Origin of the sequence: Treponema bryantii (assembly GCF_900111035.1) — a bacterium.
Classification (GTDB): Bacteria; Spirochaetota; Spirochaetia; order Treponematales; family Treponemataceae; genus Treponema_D; species Treponema_D bryantii_C.
Map to the genome: position 1 here is coordinate 39,996 of NZ_FOFU01000003.1, position 15,567 is coordinate 55,562.

At 41.0% G+C, this 15,567-nt stretch carries 16 protein-coding genes; 10 read left to right on the top strand and 6 right to left on the bottom strand.

What is annotated here, in order from left to right:
- The 5 genes from BMY21_RS06625 to gdhA all read left to right on the top strand — a co-directional run bounded on the left by BMY21_RS06625 (position 1) and on the right by gdhA (position 5,133).
- Positions 1-438, top strand: coding sequence for an aspartate carbamoyltransferase regulatory subunit (locus BMY21_RS06625; RefSeq protein ID WP_074642057.1), 438 nt, complete (start codon positions 1-3; stop codon positions 436-438).
- A 9-nt stretch (positions 439-447) separates the two neighbouring features.
- Positions 448-1,971: a dihydroorotase gene (locus BMY21_RS06630; RefSeq protein ID WP_074642059.1), complete on the top strand. Its 1,524-nt coding sequence runs from the start codon at positions 448-450 to the stop codon at positions 1,969-1,971.
- Between the two features lie 85 nt (positions 1,972-2,056).
- Entirely contained in the window at positions 2,057-3,106 is a 1,050-nt protein-coding gene (locus BMY21_RS06635; protein ID WP_074642061.1) for an alpha/beta fold hydrolase, read from the top strand.
- A 93-nt stretch (positions 3,107-3,199) separates the two neighbouring features.
- A complete protein-coding gene (locus BMY21_RS06640; RefSeq protein WP_074642063.1) occupies positions 3,200-3,547 on the top strand; it encodes a nuclear transport factor 2-like protein in 348 nt (115 codons plus the stop codon).
- A 227-nt stretch (positions 3,548-3,774) separates the two neighbouring features.
- Positions 3,775-5,133, top strand: a complete 1,359-nt coding sequence (gene gdhA / locus BMY21_RS06645; protein WP_074642065.1) for an NADP-specific glutamate dehydrogenase — start codon at positions 3,775-3,777, stop codon at positions 5,131-5,133.
- Positions 5,134-5,162: 29 nt separating this feature from the next.
- On the opposite strand, the gene BMY21_RS06650 is transcribed toward gdhA, so the two are convergent.
- The gene (locus BMY21_RS06650) at positions 5,163-5,879 is read right to left on the bottom strand and encodes a septal ring lytic transglycosylase RlpA family protein (RefSeq protein WP_074642067.1); all 717 of its coding nucleotides are present in this window, start codon (positions 5,877-5,879) and stop codon (positions 5,163-5,165) included.
- Between the two features lie 32 nt (positions 5,880-5,911).
- Entirely contained in the window at positions 5,912-6,613 is a 702-nt protein-coding gene (locus BMY21_RS06655) for a GTP pyrophosphokinase (protein ID WP_074642069.1), read from the bottom strand.
- A 119-nt stretch (positions 6,614-6,732) separates the two neighbouring features.
- Between BMY21_RS06655 and BMY21_RS06660 the strand changes: the two genes are divergently transcribed.
- A complete protein-coding gene (locus BMY21_RS06660) occupies positions 6,733-7,887 on the top strand; it encodes an SLC13 family permease (protein WP_074642071.1) in 1,155 nt (384 codons plus the stop codon).
- On the opposite strand, the gene BMY21_RS06665 is transcribed toward BMY21_RS06660, so the two are convergent.
- Entirely contained in the window at positions 7,880-11,410 is a 3,531-nt protein-coding gene (locus BMY21_RS06665; protein ID WP_074642073.1) for a glycoside hydrolase family 2 TIM barrel-domain containing protein, read from the bottom strand. The two genes, BMY21_RS06660 and BMY21_RS06665, sit on opposite strands and share 8 nt — an antisense overlap.
- A gap of 108 nt (positions 11,411-11,518) precedes the next feature.
- On the opposite strand from BMY21_RS06665, the gene BMY21_RS06670 reads away from it, so the two are divergent.
- The 3 genes from BMY21_RS06670 to BMY21_RS06680 all read left to right on the top strand — a co-directional run bounded on the left by BMY21_RS06670 (position 11,519) and on the right by BMY21_RS06680 (position 13,152).
- On the top strand, positions 11,519-12,172 hold the full coding sequence (locus BMY21_RS06670; protein WP_074642075.1) for a GyrI-like domain-containing protein: 654 nt from the start codon (positions 11,519-11,521) through the stop codon (positions 12,170-12,172).
- Positions 12,169-12,516 (top strand): VOC family protein, encoded by a 348-nt coding sequence (locus tag BMY21_RS06675; RefSeq protein WP_074642077.1) that lies wholly within the window; start codon positions 12,169-12,171, stop codon positions 12,514-12,516. The genes BMY21_RS06670 and BMY21_RS06675 overlap by 4 nt, the downstream gene beginning before the upstream one ends.
- A gap of 237 nt (positions 12,517-12,753) precedes the next feature.
- Positions 12,754-13,152, top strand: a complete 399-nt coding sequence (locus tag BMY21_RS06680) for a pyridoxamine 5'-phosphate oxidase family protein (protein WP_074642079.1) — start codon at positions 12,754-12,756, stop codon at positions 13,150-13,152.
- Between the two features lie 12 nt (positions 13,153-13,164).
- On the opposite strand, the gene BMY21_RS06685 is transcribed toward BMY21_RS06680, so the two are convergent.
- Positions 13,165-13,692 carry a flavin reductase family protein gene (locus BMY21_RS06685; protein WP_074642081.1) on the bottom strand — a complete coding sequence of 176 codons (528 nt, stop codon included), beginning with the start codon at positions 13,690-13,692 and terminating at the stop codon, positions 13,165-13,167.
- A gap of 33 nt (positions 13,693-13,725) precedes the next feature.
- Complete coding sequence (locus tag BMY21_RS06690; protein ID WP_074642083.1) at positions 13,726-14,151, bottom strand: hypothetical protein; 426 nt, start codon at positions 14,149-14,151, stop codon at positions 13,726-13,728.
- A gap of 109 nt (positions 14,152-14,260) precedes the next feature.
- Here BMY21_RS06690 and BMY21_RS06695 point away from each other — a divergent pair, with 109 nt between their 5' ends.
- Positions 14,261-15,025 carry a nucleoside phosphorylase gene (locus BMY21_RS06695; RefSeq protein WP_074642085.1) on the top strand — a complete coding sequence of 255 codons (765 nt, stop codon included), beginning with the start codon at positions 14,261-14,263 and terminating at the stop codon, positions 15,023-15,025.
- A gap of 98 nt (positions 15,026-15,123) precedes the next feature.
- On the opposite strand, the gene BMY21_RS06700 is transcribed toward BMY21_RS06695, so the two are convergent.
- Positions 15,124-15,483 carry a tautomerase family protein gene (locus BMY21_RS06700; RefSeq protein WP_074642087.1) on the bottom strand — a complete coding sequence of 120 codons (360 nt, stop codon included), beginning with the start codon at positions 15,481-15,483 and terminating at the stop codon, positions 15,124-15,126.
- Positions 15,484-15,567 lie beyond the last annotated feature (84 nt).

The following is a 15,567-nucleotide window of genomic DNA, read 5'->3' on the forward strand; positions in this document are numbered from 1 at the left end:
ATGTTGAACGTAAATACAATTAAAAACGGACTTGTTATTGATCACATTCATGCCGGTTCTGGCTGGGAAATCTACCAGTGGCTCGGACTCGATAAAGCTCCTTTTACATCCTGCCTCATTCAGAATGTTTCTTCTGAAAAGTCTGGCAAAAAGGATATCATCAAAATCGATAATATTATCAATATTGATTATTCAGTGCTCGGTTTTATTGATCCGGATATCTGCGTAAACGTAATTGAAAACGAAAAAATCGTACGCAAAATCAACATGGAACTTCCAAGTCGTGTACAGGGTGTTTTCAAATGCAAGAATCCACGCTGTATTACACAGACTGAGCATTATGTAAAACCAACTTTTATTCTTACAGATAAATCAAAAGGTGTTTACCGCTGCGAATATTGCGATACATTATATTTGGCTGGTGGCAAGAATAAATAAGGAAAAAATATGAGCAGAGTAGTTTTAATTTATAATGCGCGTCTTCTGGACGAAAGTATGGACACTCCAGGTGCTGTTCTTGTAATGGACGGAAAGATTCGTTCTGTATTTCAGGGCTATTACACCAATTCAGAGACTCTCGAAAAAATGGCACACTCAGTACTTGCCGAAGACGGAGTTGATGAAAAGACTTCAATCGAACTCCATAATGCGCATGGACTTACTCTGACTCCTGCTTTTATTGATATGCATGTACATCTGCGTTATCCGGGACAAACTCAGAAAGAGGATTTGACCTCCGGACTTCACGCAGCTGCTGCTGGTGGTTACGGTACCATCGTTGCAATGCCAAATACAAATCCTGTTGTTTCTTCTATTGAAATGGCAATGAAGATTGAGCGGGAAGCTGCAGCAATCGGGCTTACACATCTTTTTCAGACAGTAAGTCTTACAAAGAATTTTGAAGGCACAGATACTTCTCATCTTGATTTTGTAGAAAAACAATATGTTCCGGTAATTACCGAAGATGGCCGTGATGTTCCAACTTCTGGTGTTATGCTTGAAGCAATGACTAAGGCTGGTGAAAAGGGTCTGATTGTAAGCTGTCACAGTGAAGATATGACTCTCGGTCCACTGGCAAAACCATTCCGTGCAGAAGCTCTTGAAATTATGAAGGGCGTTGGTCTTTCTGCATGGGGAACCGGCGATGAAGATTTTGATGCTGATGACGAAGCAAATGCAGAAGCTTTGGACCGCATTGATTTAGCTTTGACTAAAGCAAACGAAATCCTTGCCCTTGCTGAAGATGTAGCAACAGTTCGTAACATCATGCTTGCAAAAGAGGCTGACTGCCATGTTCATATTGCTCACGTAAGTACAGCAGTTTCTATCAATGCAGTTCGTGAAGCAAAGAATGAACTTTATGATGAAGAAATGGATTATAACGCAGACGAAGCAGATGCTGCATATCAGGCATTTGAAGACGGCGAAAAGTTTGCTCCAACTACAAGAACCGAAAAAGGCTTTTCTGTTTCCTGTGAAGTAACACCACATCATCTTGCTCTTTGTGGAACAGATGAACCATATATCAGAGCTCTTGTAAATCCACCATTGCGCAGCGAGGATGACCGCGTTGCTGTACTTGAAGCACTCCGCGATGGAACTGTCGATGTAATTTCTACTGATCATGCTCCTCATACTCTGGACGATAAAGCTGCAGGTGCTCCTGGTTTCACTGGTCTTGAAACTGCTTACGGCGTATGTAACAGCGTTCTCGTAAAAGACAATCAGTTTAATCCACGCCGCTTAAGTCAGCTGATGTCGGCTGCTCCGGCTCGTCTGCTTGGACTTCATAAGGGACTTTTGAGAGCTGGCTACGATGCAGATCTCACAATTGTAGACCCGGATGAAGAATGGACAGTAGACAGTTCTAAATTCTACAGTAAAGGAAAGGCAACTCCATTTGAAGGCCGTACACTTACTGGTAAAGTAAAATATCTCTTTATAGATGGCCGACTGGTGTTTGAAAGTTAATTTTTGCTTTTTAATTTCAATATGTAACAAATTGCTATGCATCAGGTGTTATAATAGTAAATAGCTATTAAAAAAGGTGCATAACATGATTGTTTTTTTACTGTTACTTATTGTTGAACTGGTTCTCTTTTTTCTTGTAAAGAAAAGTCTGAAAAAAAAGAATGTTAAAAAGAGTTGTCAGGTTCTTTTTGTTTTTTCTTTTATAATAATATTTATTCTGACTATTTTCTTTGCAATTTTTCCACCTGCAAAACAAATTTCTGTAACAGGAAAATATCAGTTTTCCTCGACTGATTATTGGGTAACTGAAAATCAGGCTGATCCATATTTGAATGATGGAAGTCTGCGTCAGCTTCAGGTTAGAAAATGGCAGCCTCTTGAATGCAGTGAAAATCATCCTGTTGTAATTGCGACTCATGGTTCAGGCGGAACTGTGGATAATAACGGTACATTTTATAAAGAACTCGCCAGTCATGGATATACAGTTCTTGCTGTTGTGCATCCGGGCCAGGCTTCCAGCATGGTTTATGAAGATGGAAGAAAAACGGGTTTGAGTAAAGAGTTTCTAAAACAGTCATCTTCAATTGACCCGGATAAAGACTGGAAAACTACATATAAAGTCTTTTCAGAATGGATGAGAATCAGAAAAGCAGATTTGAATGCAGTTATGGATGACTACCTGGAAAAGAATGGTCCTGTTAATTTTATTATGTTCGGCCATTCTCTTGGTGGTTCTGCAGCATATGCTATGGCTCGTTCAAGAACTGATGTTATTGGGGCTATTGCACTTGAGTCTCCTTTTATGGCAGATGTTTATGAAAACTCGGAAGGTGAAATTGTTTTTGATGACAGCGATTATACAGTTCCTCTTTTGAATGTATATTCTGATTCAAGTTATTCGATCTTAAAGCAAAGAAAAGATTACAAAAATAATGCAAAGTTCTTAGAAAGCAATAATCCTTTGTATACAAATATTTATTATGAAGGGACAGTTCACATGGGACTTTGCGATATTTCTTTGATTTCTCCAGTTTTGACAACACTGCTCAGTGGCAAACGCCAGAAAGTTAATGCATACGAACACATTCAAAAAATGAATGCAGATTGTTTAAATTGGATTCAGATGATAGAATAAAAAATGAAAAAGTTACAGCTTTGAATGCCGACGGCCGGTCTGGACTGGAGCGGTATATTGAGCGCACATCTGGACGGATAGAGGGGTGAAAGATTGAAAGTTGAAGAGTTTTGGAATGCTGTGATTCTTCAGAACAGAGAAAAACTTCCATCTTTTTTTACAGATGATGCGGTTATCAGATGGCATTGTACTAATGAGCAGTTTTCTGTTTTGGAATATGTTCGGGTGAATTGTGATTATCCTGGAAAATGGAAAGGTGAAATTGAACGTATTGAAAAAGCAGGCGAGACAATAATTCTTGCAGGTCATGTTGTTTCTGCTGACGACGGGTCTTCTTTTCATGTAGTGAGCTTTATAAAATTGAAAAATGATAAAATTGCAGAGCTCGATGAATACTGGGCTGATGACGGCGAACCTCCGGAGTGGAGAAGGGGTTTTTAAGGGGTGACCCCTTTGTCGATAAGAGCGGGGGAAGATTTTCCCCTCCTTTTTTTTGTCTTCATTTTTACTTCAAAACTTTAATAAAAATTAACGAAATTCGGGCTGAATTTGGGTTTTACTACTTTTCATAGAAACGCGGTTTGTGGTATATTTATACCTTGGAAATGCATAATTATGCAGAATGATGTCTAAATGCAGATTTTGTGTTTGCCGAGGAGTAAATAGAAATGAAAAATGCTTACGTAAACCGTGTATGGGAAGAAGTAAAAGCAAAGAACGCTAACGAACCTGAATTCCTTCAGGCAGTTGAGGAAGTTTTGACAACTCTCGATCCAGTAGTTGCAAAAATGCCAGAGCTTGAGCCAAACGCAATTCTCGAAAGACTTGTAGAGCCAGAGCGCGTTATTCAGTTCAGAGTACCTTGGATGGACGACAAAGGTAAGTATCACGTAAATCGTGGATTCCGCGTACAGTACAACAGTGCAATTGGACCTTACAAAGGAGGTCTCCGCTTCTCTAAGGAAGTAAACCTTTCAGTACTTAAGTTCCTTGGATTTGAACAGGTTCTCAAGAACTCTCTTACAACTCTCCCAATGGGTGGTGGAAAGGGTGGTTCTGACTTCGATCCACATGGAAAATCAGATAAAGAAGTTATGCGTTTCTGTCAGTCTTTCATGACTGAGCTTTACCGCCACATTGGTGCTGATACTGACGTTCCAGCTGGTGATAAGAACGTTGGTGGTCGCGAAATTGGTTACCTCTTTGGTCAGTACAAGAGAATCCGCGACGAGTACACTGGAGTTCTCACAGGTAAGGGACTTACATTCGGTGGTTCTTTGATTCGTACAGAAGCTACTGGTTATGGTCTTATCTACTTCGCTCAGGAAATGCTCAAGAAAGTTGGCGACAGCTTCGAAGGAAAAGTATGTTCAGTTTCTGGTTCAGGAAACGTTGCTCAGTACGCTGCTGAAAAACTTATTCAGCTTGGTGCTAAGGTTGTTACACTTTCTGACTCTGATGGATATATCTACGACGAAACTGGTATTACACAGAAGAAACTTGACTGGGTTAAGAAGCTCAAGGGTGAAAAACGCGGTCGTATCTCTGAATATGTTAAGAAGTTCCCAGAAGCTAAATACTTCGCTGGAAAGAAAGTTTGGGAAGTTAAAGTTGACTGTGCATTCCCATGTGCTACACAGAACGAACTTCTTGGTGAAGATGCAGATAAGCTCTTGAAGAACGGTGTAAAACTTGTTGCTGAAGGTGCTAACATGCCATCTAACATCGATGCTGTAAACAAGTTCCTTGCTGCAAAGATTCTCTATGCTCCAGGAAAAGCTTCAAATGCTGGTGGTGTAGCTACATCTGGTCTCGAAATGTCTCAGAACTCAGAACGCCTCGCTTGGTCTGCTGAAGAAGTTGACGAGAAGCTCCACAACATCATGATCAACATCCATAACAACGCTTATGATACAGCTGTTAAGTTTGGTGCTAAGGAAGGCAACTGGGTTAACTACGTTGCTGGCGCTAATATTGCAGGATTTGTTAAAGTCGCAAATGCAATGGTTGCTCAGGGATTGGTATAATCTTAATATTCGCCGGGTTTCGGCTCGGCTTAATCTTTACGCTGTCGCAGGGTTTGCTCGGTGAAGCCTGCGGCGGTCAGTTTATTTTGAGTGTCGGTCACCTTGCTGGCCGGCACTTTTTTTATGGCTACGCGGGTTATGCCTTTACTTGCGGAGGTCTGGAGAACTATGTTCTTAAAGCCGGCGTGGGAAACTTTGCGGGCGAATTCTTTTGCATTTTCTTTTGAGCTGAAGGCGCCGAGCTGGATATCCCAGTATGTGCCTGGGGCGATGTTGGCGGGCTTTTTTGAGTTTGCTGAGGTCTTGCTGTTTGACGGGAAGCCGCCGCTGAGTTTTGCCATTATCTTTGAGGCGCATGCAGCGGTTTGCTGACTTATTTTTGTGTTTGCGCCTTTTTTTATAATTTCCAGTTTTACTTTTGTTGTTCCGCTGCCTATCATTCCAAGTTTAATTGCAGCGGCTTTTGAAAGGTCTATTTCGCGGGATGCGACGAAGGGGCCTCGGTCATTCACGCGGACTTCGCAGGTTTTTCCATTTGCTAAATTAGTTACTTTTAGGACTGTATTGAAAGGAAGAGATTTATGAGCGCAGGTGTAATCGTTCATATTAAAGCGCTCTCCGTTTGAGGTTCGTTTACCGTGGAAGTCTTCTGCGTAGTATGAAGCAGTTACGCCGGTTTTGTAGACTTCGGAAAATAACGGAGTGAGGAGGAGTGTCGCGATAATCAAAAGGGAAAAACGTTTCATGATTTGATTATCGGAGGTTTTGGAGATTTGCGTTAATCCAGCGCCTGAAGCTCAATCGCAATCTCTTCCATCTCACGGTCGGTCATGGCGATTGTTTCTGCAACACGGAAAAGCTCGCGGCGGATACTGTCTGGAACCTCGGCGTCGTTTTTGTAATGCAGCTGATGTTCAAGGCTGGCCCAGAAATCCATGGCAATTGTACGGAGCTGGATTTCAACGCGGACATGGTGTTCGGTCTTTGAAAGGTAAACGGGAATCTCCATTACAAGGTGAAGGCTTCGGTAACCGGATTCTTTTGGATTTTCGATATAATCGTTCTGTACGATAAGCTTAAGGTCTGGCTGCTTGAGAAGCATGTCCCGCACTGTGTAAATGTCGGAAATATAAGGACAGATAACACGAACTCCAGCAATATCGTTGAGATTTTTCATCATGGAATCAAAACTGATGTCGAAGCCCTTTTTTTCAAGCTTTTTTGCAATGCTTTCCGGACTTTTCAGGCGGCTTTTTACTGTGCTGATAGGGTTACGTGTTCTGTTTACGCTGCTTTCTTTATTAAGAATGTCGAGTTTTGTTTCAATCTGTTTAATTGCGCTTTCATAAATCATCATAATCTGCTGAAACTGGAAGGCTATCTTATAAAAATCGCCAGAAACAGCCATGTTATTCATCAATGACGGCGGAAGCGCTGTCGCCTCATCAATTATCGTTTCTTCAAGAATTTCGTCGCTCATAATTGTTACTCAAAAATTTTGTCTCTATATATAAAATATACTAACAAGAGAAAGGTTTCGGCAAATGAAAAAAAACATCCGTTGCTCGTAAAATGCGTTTGTGATATTCTCTTTATACTATGAAAAAAGCAGTTGGAATTTTTGTTAATTTTATAAAGAAGGAGACTGTGCTTTTTGCGGCTCTGCTGCTGGCGGTGATTTCTGTTTGTGTGATTCGGCCGGCGCCTATTGTCTGCTATCAGGCTATTGATTTTCGTACGATTGCAATTCTTTTTTCTTTGATGATTGTGATTAAGGCGTTCCAGAGTCAGAATTTTCTGGATGTGATTGCAGCAAGACTTTTGCGTCTTTGTAAGACCCGTCGCTCTCTTTATTTTCTTTTGACATATCTTGTGTTTTTCAGCTCTATGTTTGTAACTAACGATGTTGCACTTTTGACCTTTGTGCCGATTTCACTGTTGATTTTTAAGCGCATAAATCTTTCTTCGCTGCATCTGATTGTACTGGAGACTCTGGCGGCAAATCTTGGTTCGTGCATTACTCCGATGGGAAATCCGCAGAATCTTTTTCTGTTTTCGTATTACGGATTTTCAGCGCTAGAGTTTTTTGCTTTGACAGCAAAAATTGCGGTACCGTCGCTTTTTATTCTTGCTGTGATTATTATCTTTTTGACTCGCAGGAAGGTTGTTGAGCACGGCGGATTTGAAGAGCCTCATGAATTATCTGGTAACGCACTGCAGACTCAGAGGGCAAGTCTTAAGGTTGATTTCCGCACTTTCTTTTATTTTACAGATTTTATCCTTTGTCTGCTTACAGTTTTCCATGTTGTGAATTATCTGATTATGCTGGGCATTACGGTTGTTGTGATGGTACTCTGCAACTGGAGACTTTTCAAGAAGGTTGATTACAGTCTGCTTTTGACTTTTGCGGGCTTCTTTATTTTTACTAAGACTATTTCTACGGTGCCGGCGTTTTCTAATTTTATTCAGTCGCTTTTGTCGTCTCCGCTTAAGACTTATATTACGGGAATTGCAGCTAGTCAGGTTATAAGTAATGTTCCTGCTGCCCTGCTTTTGAGTGGCTTTACACAGAATGGTGCGATGCTGCTGCTTGCTGTAAACGTAGGTGGACTTGGAACTCTGATTGCATCTATGGCGAGTGTGATTTCGTTTAAGCTGTATACAGCAGAACAGCACGACAATTACTTTGCAGTATTTACTGCGTATAATGTCGTGCTGCTGGTGATCTTAGGCGTAATTGTTTATCTTATCTAAATCTGAACCACTTGAAGTCGAAGTTGCTGCCAGGGAGAAAAACAAAACTGATTTTCTGTAAGCCTGTTACTGGTGCAATTTCAAACGTCTTTTCCTCATAATCATCTGTATGTGTAAACTCGATTACCTGAGTTGATGTTGTACCGTCTGCGCCAAAGAACTTGATGTTGATTGTATTGTTCTCGGTGTTTGACTTTCCGCAGATTGTGATTGAGGTGGCTGATTTGTCTCCAAAATCCATATTCGCAAAATCAAGATTTACGTTGTTTCCGATTTTCTCTACTGCGATATCGGTCTTTGTGAATGAGTCACCGGCGATTAAGTCTGCGTCGAGGGCTGCCAGTTTTGCAAAAGCCTTTTGTGACTTTTCAAAATAAAAGCCATGCAGATAGAGATCATAGTCAAAGGCAATTGTGATTGTGTGAACTCCGAACAGTCGGCAATCCAGTGTAAACACATTTTCTGAATATGTGTTGTAGATCGATTCGTGTTTGTAGGTGAAGCGGCCGAGGAGTTTTGAGGTGTCGGGCTTTGTGCCGGTGCCATCCCAGATTTCAATAGGGAACTCTGTTGAGAAACTGAAAATAGGAAGATGAATAGTGTCGGCGCCATCTGCACCAAAATCTACCTTATCAAAACTAACCCAGGTTGCGCCGCACTTACGGTTTGAGATTCCGCTTTCGAGAGACATTTCAGGTTTTGACTTATTGTTTGTGTCGTCATACTTATCGAAGCGGCAGGCTTCTATGAGTGTGTAAGGATTTCGCTTCTGAGTTCCGATGCCGCTTACGGTGAACGGCAGGTCGCTGATTACTTCGTCATACTCTGTGTTATTGCGGGCTGTGCACCGGAGAATACATTCGCCGTCGCCGGCGGCACGGATGAGGCCATCACACACCTCAATATTATCACTCGCAACGCATTCCTTGAGTACCGGATTCCATTTTATTTCTTTGATGCTTGCATTTTCCGGGAGAACTTTTGCGGTAACGTGCACTTCTCGGTGTGCTGCATCGAGTTTTGTTGAGCCGTCTGCAATCAGTTCAATTTTGCGGGTTGGAATAAAATCCTTTTCCGGACGGATTGCAAAATATGGTGCAGCTTCCTTCCATTCCTTGCCGTCAAACTTGAGGGAAACATTCTGAAGACCTGCACTAGCGGCTGTGATTACAAAACTTGAGTTGTTGTTTTTTGAGCGGACAATTGCAATCAGTCTGTTTGCAAAAAGTCTTCTTGTCTGGCTTCGGCCGGTTGCACTAACGTATTCCTCATAATCTGTTGAGTCACCATTATCCATGCCAACAAGTTCTGCATCTCCTGCTACGTTGAAGGTAATATAGTTTCGGGCGTTTTCAACAAGTGTTCCATCCTTGTCTGCGAGCATAATCTGAATGAAGTGGAGCGAACCTGCTTTTCCAGTTTCGTCTTCGGTCTCAGGATTGAGTACAATTTTTGCAGGATCGTCAAAGGATTTCTTTATATCTTCAGCAATTGCTTTTCCATCTTTGTCGTAGGCAATGGTTTTGATTTCGCCTTTGTGATATTCTACAATCCAGTGACCAAACGGTTCTGCACCGTCTTTGTGATTTATGTTCTGGCGGCCGAGTGAGGTTCCGTTAAAGAAAAGTTCAACGCTTTCACCGTTTGTGTAGGCTTTTACATCAATCATCTGACCTTCATTCCAGTCCCAGTAAGGGAGAATATGAACGAAAGGTTTTGTATTGTTGCCGGCCCATTCAGATTTGAAAAGATAGAAGGTGTCTTTAGGGAAGCCTGCGGTATCAATCTGACCGAAGAAAGAAGATTTTGTGTGATACGGAGTAGGTTCACCAATGTAGTCCCAGCCTGTCCAGATATACTGGCCTGCACTGAACGGGCAGTCACGGTCATTTGCAATTACAGTCTGTGTGTTTGCGCAGCCCCATGGAGTTGTACAGTTCCCTAGTGTTGAACACTGTCCGTCACTGAAGGTAACGAGCTTAAGCGAATCAGGGAAGTGATAGATTCCGCGGCTTTGAACAGTTGAACCGGTTTCGCTTCCGTAGATTTTCCAGTCAGGATTTTTCTGATGGTGTTCGTTGTAAAGCCGTTCCAGATAATTGTAGCCGACTGTATCGATTTGAGTTGCACATTTCTGCGCACCTTCTGTCATCATATAATTTGACGCAATGGTAATCTGCGCATTTTTGTTCGGGTCGCTTTTTACAACTGCGGTGTAAAGTCGCTTTGTGATTTCAAAACCGTTTCCCATGTGAGTATCATAAATCTCATTTCCAACTGACCACATGATAAGGCTCGGATGATTTCGGTCTCGACGCACCCAGTTTGTAACATCGCGTTCACACCATTCGTTGAAATAGTTTCCGTAATCAAAAGTGGTCTTTGGCTTTTCCCACATATCAAAAATCTCATCATCAACAAGAAGTCCCATTTCATCACAAAGGTCCATCCAGGCAGATGGCGGCGGATTATGAGAACAGCGCACAGAGTTTACCCCCATGTCCTTGAGTTTTCTGAACTGACGACGTAGTGCATCAATATGAAAAGCAGCTCCAAGTGCGCCCTGATCATGATGCTGACAGGCACCGTAAATTTTCTGATGTCGGCCATTTAAGAAAAAGCCTTTGTCTGCTGTAAACTCTGCAAGTTTAAAACCACAATGCTGCTGAATCTCATCAATTACAACATTGTTTTTATCCATAAGTTTTGTAGTTAATATATAGAAGAATGGAGCGTTGAGTTCCCAGAGAACCGGAGCTTCAACGGCAAGTTCTTCTTGTGCACGCGAAACAGAAGTGGTTGCAAGAGATGGCACATTCTGATGAAGCCAGTCTGATTCTTCATCGCGAACTGGAACCGGCGATAGAGGAAATTCAGATTTTGCAAATTCTTTTCCGTCTGTAGTTGAAATAATATTTTCAATCTTGTGACCGCTGATTGCACCAGAAACTTCTACAGAAATTTTGATATTCCATTCGCCTGCGAGGTCCGTTGATTCAGCCGGAGTCGCTGTAAAATATACTCCGTCTGTCGGAAGGTAAACACGGTATGTATTTATAAAATAAACATCGCGGATAATTCCAGCACCGGAATACCAGCGGGTGTTACAGTTCTGATAAACTGCAATCACGAGCACTTCATTATCGCCCTCGTGAACTAATGAAGAAATATCAAGTTCAAAAGTAGAGTAGCCGTATTTCCATTCACCGGCCTTCTTGCCGTTTACCCATACAGCACTGTTCATATAAACAGCTTCAAAACGAATTGCACAATGACGGCCGTTAACTTCTTCTGCGCTTAGTGAAAAACTCTTTTTATAGAAGCCCACGCTGTTTTTATACAGTTCATTTACATGATGAATCTGCCAGTCATGAGGCACACGCACCGGCGCAAAACTTTGCGCTGCAGCTGAATCATAAAACTGCTCCGGAGTAAAGAAAACCGGTTTTTCATCATTATACATAGAAGCTTCGTCTAAAGCAAGCTCGGCAAAATGCCAGCCATCATTGAATAATTTCTTCATAATGTTCAAGTATACTAGGGAAAACAAAATCTGTTAATAAGAGAAAAATATGACATCCTGATGTCATATTTTGTATTCTATAATTTATGAAGAAATCAGGAGGTTACGATGACGTTTGACTACAAAAAAGAATACAAAGAATTTTATCTTCCAAAAGCAAAACCACAGATTGTTAAAATTCCAAAGATGCAGTTTGTGGCGGTTCGTGGTAAGGGAAATCCGAATGAAGAAGGCGGAGGATATAAAAGTGCACTGGAGCTTCTTTATGCAATTTCGTACACAATAAAAATGAGCAAAATGGGTGATCATAGAATTGAAGGCTATTTTGATTATGTCGTTCCGCCGCTGGAAGGCTTCTGGTGGCAGGATAAAAACGGCGTGAGAATGCCTGGAATTAATTATTCTCTTAAGGAAGAGTTTCAGTGGATTTCGCTGATCAGACTTCCGGACTTTGTAACTAATAAAGATTTTGAATGGGCGAAGGAAAGTGTTGTGCACAAGAAGGGGCTGGATGTATCTCGTGCAGAGATCTTTCCTTTTGAAGAAGGGGAGTGTGTCCAGCTTATGCACTTAGGTTCGTATGACGACGAACCTGCTTCGGTAAAGCTAATGGATGATTTTGCAGCAGCAAACGGTTATGCTCTGGACTTTTCAGAAAACCGTTATCATCACGAAATATATCTTAGTGATCCGCGGAAAACAGTACCTGAAAAATGTAAAACAGTAATAAGACATCCAATAAAAAAGGTAGGTGAAAAATGAGTTGTTGTGTAGATTCTTTATATATTTGTGTTGATGATATGGATCATGCTGTTCAGTTTTATGAAGATTTCTTTGAACAGAAGGTGACCGAAAAAGGTGTAGTTGGAAGTCGTTTTGAAATAGATGGTTTCAGGTTTAATCTGTTTGCTTATAACGAAGTGAAAGAAAAACATACGTTCGGTAGTAATTGTCTTCCGAGTATTCATTTTGATTCTCTTGAGAATATGAAGAAAAAACTTCTTGGCAAAGAACTTTGTTTTCCGTTAACACAGATTGGTAAAAATTGGGTTGCTGAGTTTGTTGATTCAGAAGGAAATCATATTGAAGTTTATACGGCGGTTTAGGTGCGTTAGCGCTGTGAAGGGAGCCGAAGGCTGCCACTGGACTGAGTGGTGGTTGAGCTTGTCGAAACCACCGCGAGGGAAGCGGCTGGAGCGATAGCGGAACCCGGAACATAGCGACCGAACAGATGCCACAGGCAGCTGTTCGGTAACGCCCATATAGTTTTTCTGTATTACTCATACTATCTGAAATGTGTTATAATAAAATCACCGTAAATACATAAGGAGTATAAAAACATTATGAACGAAATCTACGAATTTATCAAAAAGTGCGGAACTTACTATCTTGCAACTGTTGAGGACGGACAGCCTAGAAACAGACCGTTTGGAACTGTAAATATTTTTGACAACAAGCTCTACATTCAGACAGGAAAGAGCAAGGATGTTTCAAAGCAGATTCAGAAAAATCCAAAGGTAGAAATCTGCTGCTTTGACGGTTCAACTGGACAGTGGCTTCGTCTCGCAGGCGAGCTTGTTCGTGATGACCGCCGCGAGGCTAAGGTTGATATGCTTGAGCACTATCCTGATTTGAAGAATATGTACTCAGCAGATGACGACAACACCGAAGTTCTTTATTTCAAGAACGCTGTAGCAACAATTTACAGTTTCGGTGGTGCGCCTAAGGTTGTTAAGTTCTAATCCAGGACTTTATTATTTCACAAGTACCTGTTCGATTTCTGCAACATAAATTGTGTGCCAGTCATCGTCAGCGTACATTTTTGATGGAATATCTTTTCCATATTTTGTAAAGCATTCCGGTTTCATTTCCTGTGCATAGAGTTTTTTGCAAACCAGGACAAGTCGGGATTCTGCAAAATATGGAACTGAAAAATTATTTCCATCTGATTCAAAATCTGAGTGTTCAACTGTAAGACCACTTGCAGCAATCTTATCTTCATTACGGCCGCTGGCTGTTCCACAGTATGAAAGCTGCTTTCTATATTCTTCGCCGAGAACGCAAAGTGAGAAACTGTCACCATCATCAACAAATCCTTTTGTAAAGCGTGAACGACGGATATAAATTGTTGCAACCTTCTTTCCCCAAAGAATACCAAGTCCGCCCCATGAAGCCGTCATCATATTTGTGCGGCCTTCCTTTTCTGCTGTAATAAGCATCCAGTCTTTATCAATCAGTTTGAATGGATTTTCGTTTAATTCTTCTGCTGTAATCTTATTCATTTTAAGCTCCTTGTTCTAAAAATGGTTTTCGATTTATTCCCAGTCGTCGTAATTTTTGTTTACATTCATATGCTTTTTTTCGGTACGTTTTTTGTAGGGCTTTGATCCTTCTGCTTTACCTGAAAGCGCAGATTTTACATCGCCGTTTGTAAGAACACTCATTGACTTTTCACTGGCAAGGCGGCGTTTTCTTGCATCCGCATTAAGACCTTCCGCTTTTTCTGATTGTTTGAGGAGAAGATCATTTGCAGAATTGAGGTGAACAGAATAATGCAGATTGTTTGTTTCTTCTATATTAAAAGCGGCTTCTTCAATATCCTGAAAGCATAAACCAGCTTTTTGCTTTCCATGAAATTTCAGGTTTTCTCGTATTTTTTTAGCAACAGTTGCTTCTGTTATCAAGTTTTTTTCTGAAAGTTGAATTAGTGCTTTTGCAATTTCTTGTTGTATCTGATTCATGGTAACTATTTTAACGGAAGTTGAAGTTTATTAAAAGTGAATTTATCTTGCAACATAACCAAATGTGTGGTAGGTTTTCAGAAATTAAAATGTGTACAGGAGGTTTGCCATGGTACGAGCTAGTGAATATCCGGTACTGGAATTTGATTCAGACCAGGATGCAGTTGTTAATCCATTCAAATGGAATCTTGAGAAGTTTAAAACGGACAAACTGATTATTACTTTCTTTCCAGAGGTCATGGAGTCTCTAAAAAAGGACGGACTTATTGAAATTGAGCGTCAGTTTGGTGGTGAAAATCCGGTTGATATTTACCGTTTCACCGATGCCCCAGATATTCTCATTACACTCGGTTATGTTGGCTGTCCTGCCTGTGCAGGAAATCTCGAAGTCTTCGCTGCCTGCGGTCTTACAAAAGTTATGTTCTGCGGCGGTGGTGGTGTACTTGATAAGTCAATCAAAGTTGGAGAACTGCTTGTTGTAGAAGGTGCAATCCGCGATGAAGGTTTTTCATATCACTATATTGATCCGTCCCGATATATTTATACAGATAAGGCTGTTACAAAAAAAGTAACAGATTATCTTGATGAACATAAGATTTCATATCTTACTGGAATTACCTGGACTACAGATGCAATGTTCCGTGAAACAAAAGCTCTCGTAGAACAGCGTAAAGCAGAAGGTGCAAAAATCGTTGAGATGGAGCAGGCTGGTTGTATTGCCATTGCACAGTTCCGCAAGTTTGATTATGCAGCCATCATTTATGGTGGCGATGACGTTTCGCATGATGATTGGGATACCCGTTCATGGAATAGTCGCAAAGGTATCCGTTATAATCTTGTGATGTTGTGTCGTGAATTAGTGAATAATTTTTAGGGCGTTTCCTCACACGAACTTCGTTTCGTGTGAGGCTGCTATATCCGCCTTTCGTGAACGATCACAGTCCTCGCGCTAACGCAATTTTAATTTGAGTTCTAACATTTCTGTCTGCCTCCCATACCCCAGTTTTCAAGAGGAGTTTCATTCATAATAATAAAAATATCAGTTGGTTCTATATTAAGATTTTTATTCAGATTTGCTGTAATCATTTCAATAGCATTCTTTTTCTGTTCTTTTGTACGACCCGGGAAAATTGTCAGTTCGATAATCATAAAATTATCAGTTTTACCTGAAGCTGTTTCAAAATCTTCAGGTTCAATTTCGATGATTCTCTGGAATCTGTCCCAGTCTTCAATTCCAAGTGAACTGATGAGACCTGTGTGAATGCTTTCGAGGACAGTCTTCTTAAACTCTGCGCTCTTTCCTTTTCTTAATTCAACTTTTACTAATGGCATTTTTAATCCTCCTATGTTTTTATTCTACACAATAAAATTTACAATAACAACATAGCAGGTTCCAATTTGTTAGTTTCCACAAAG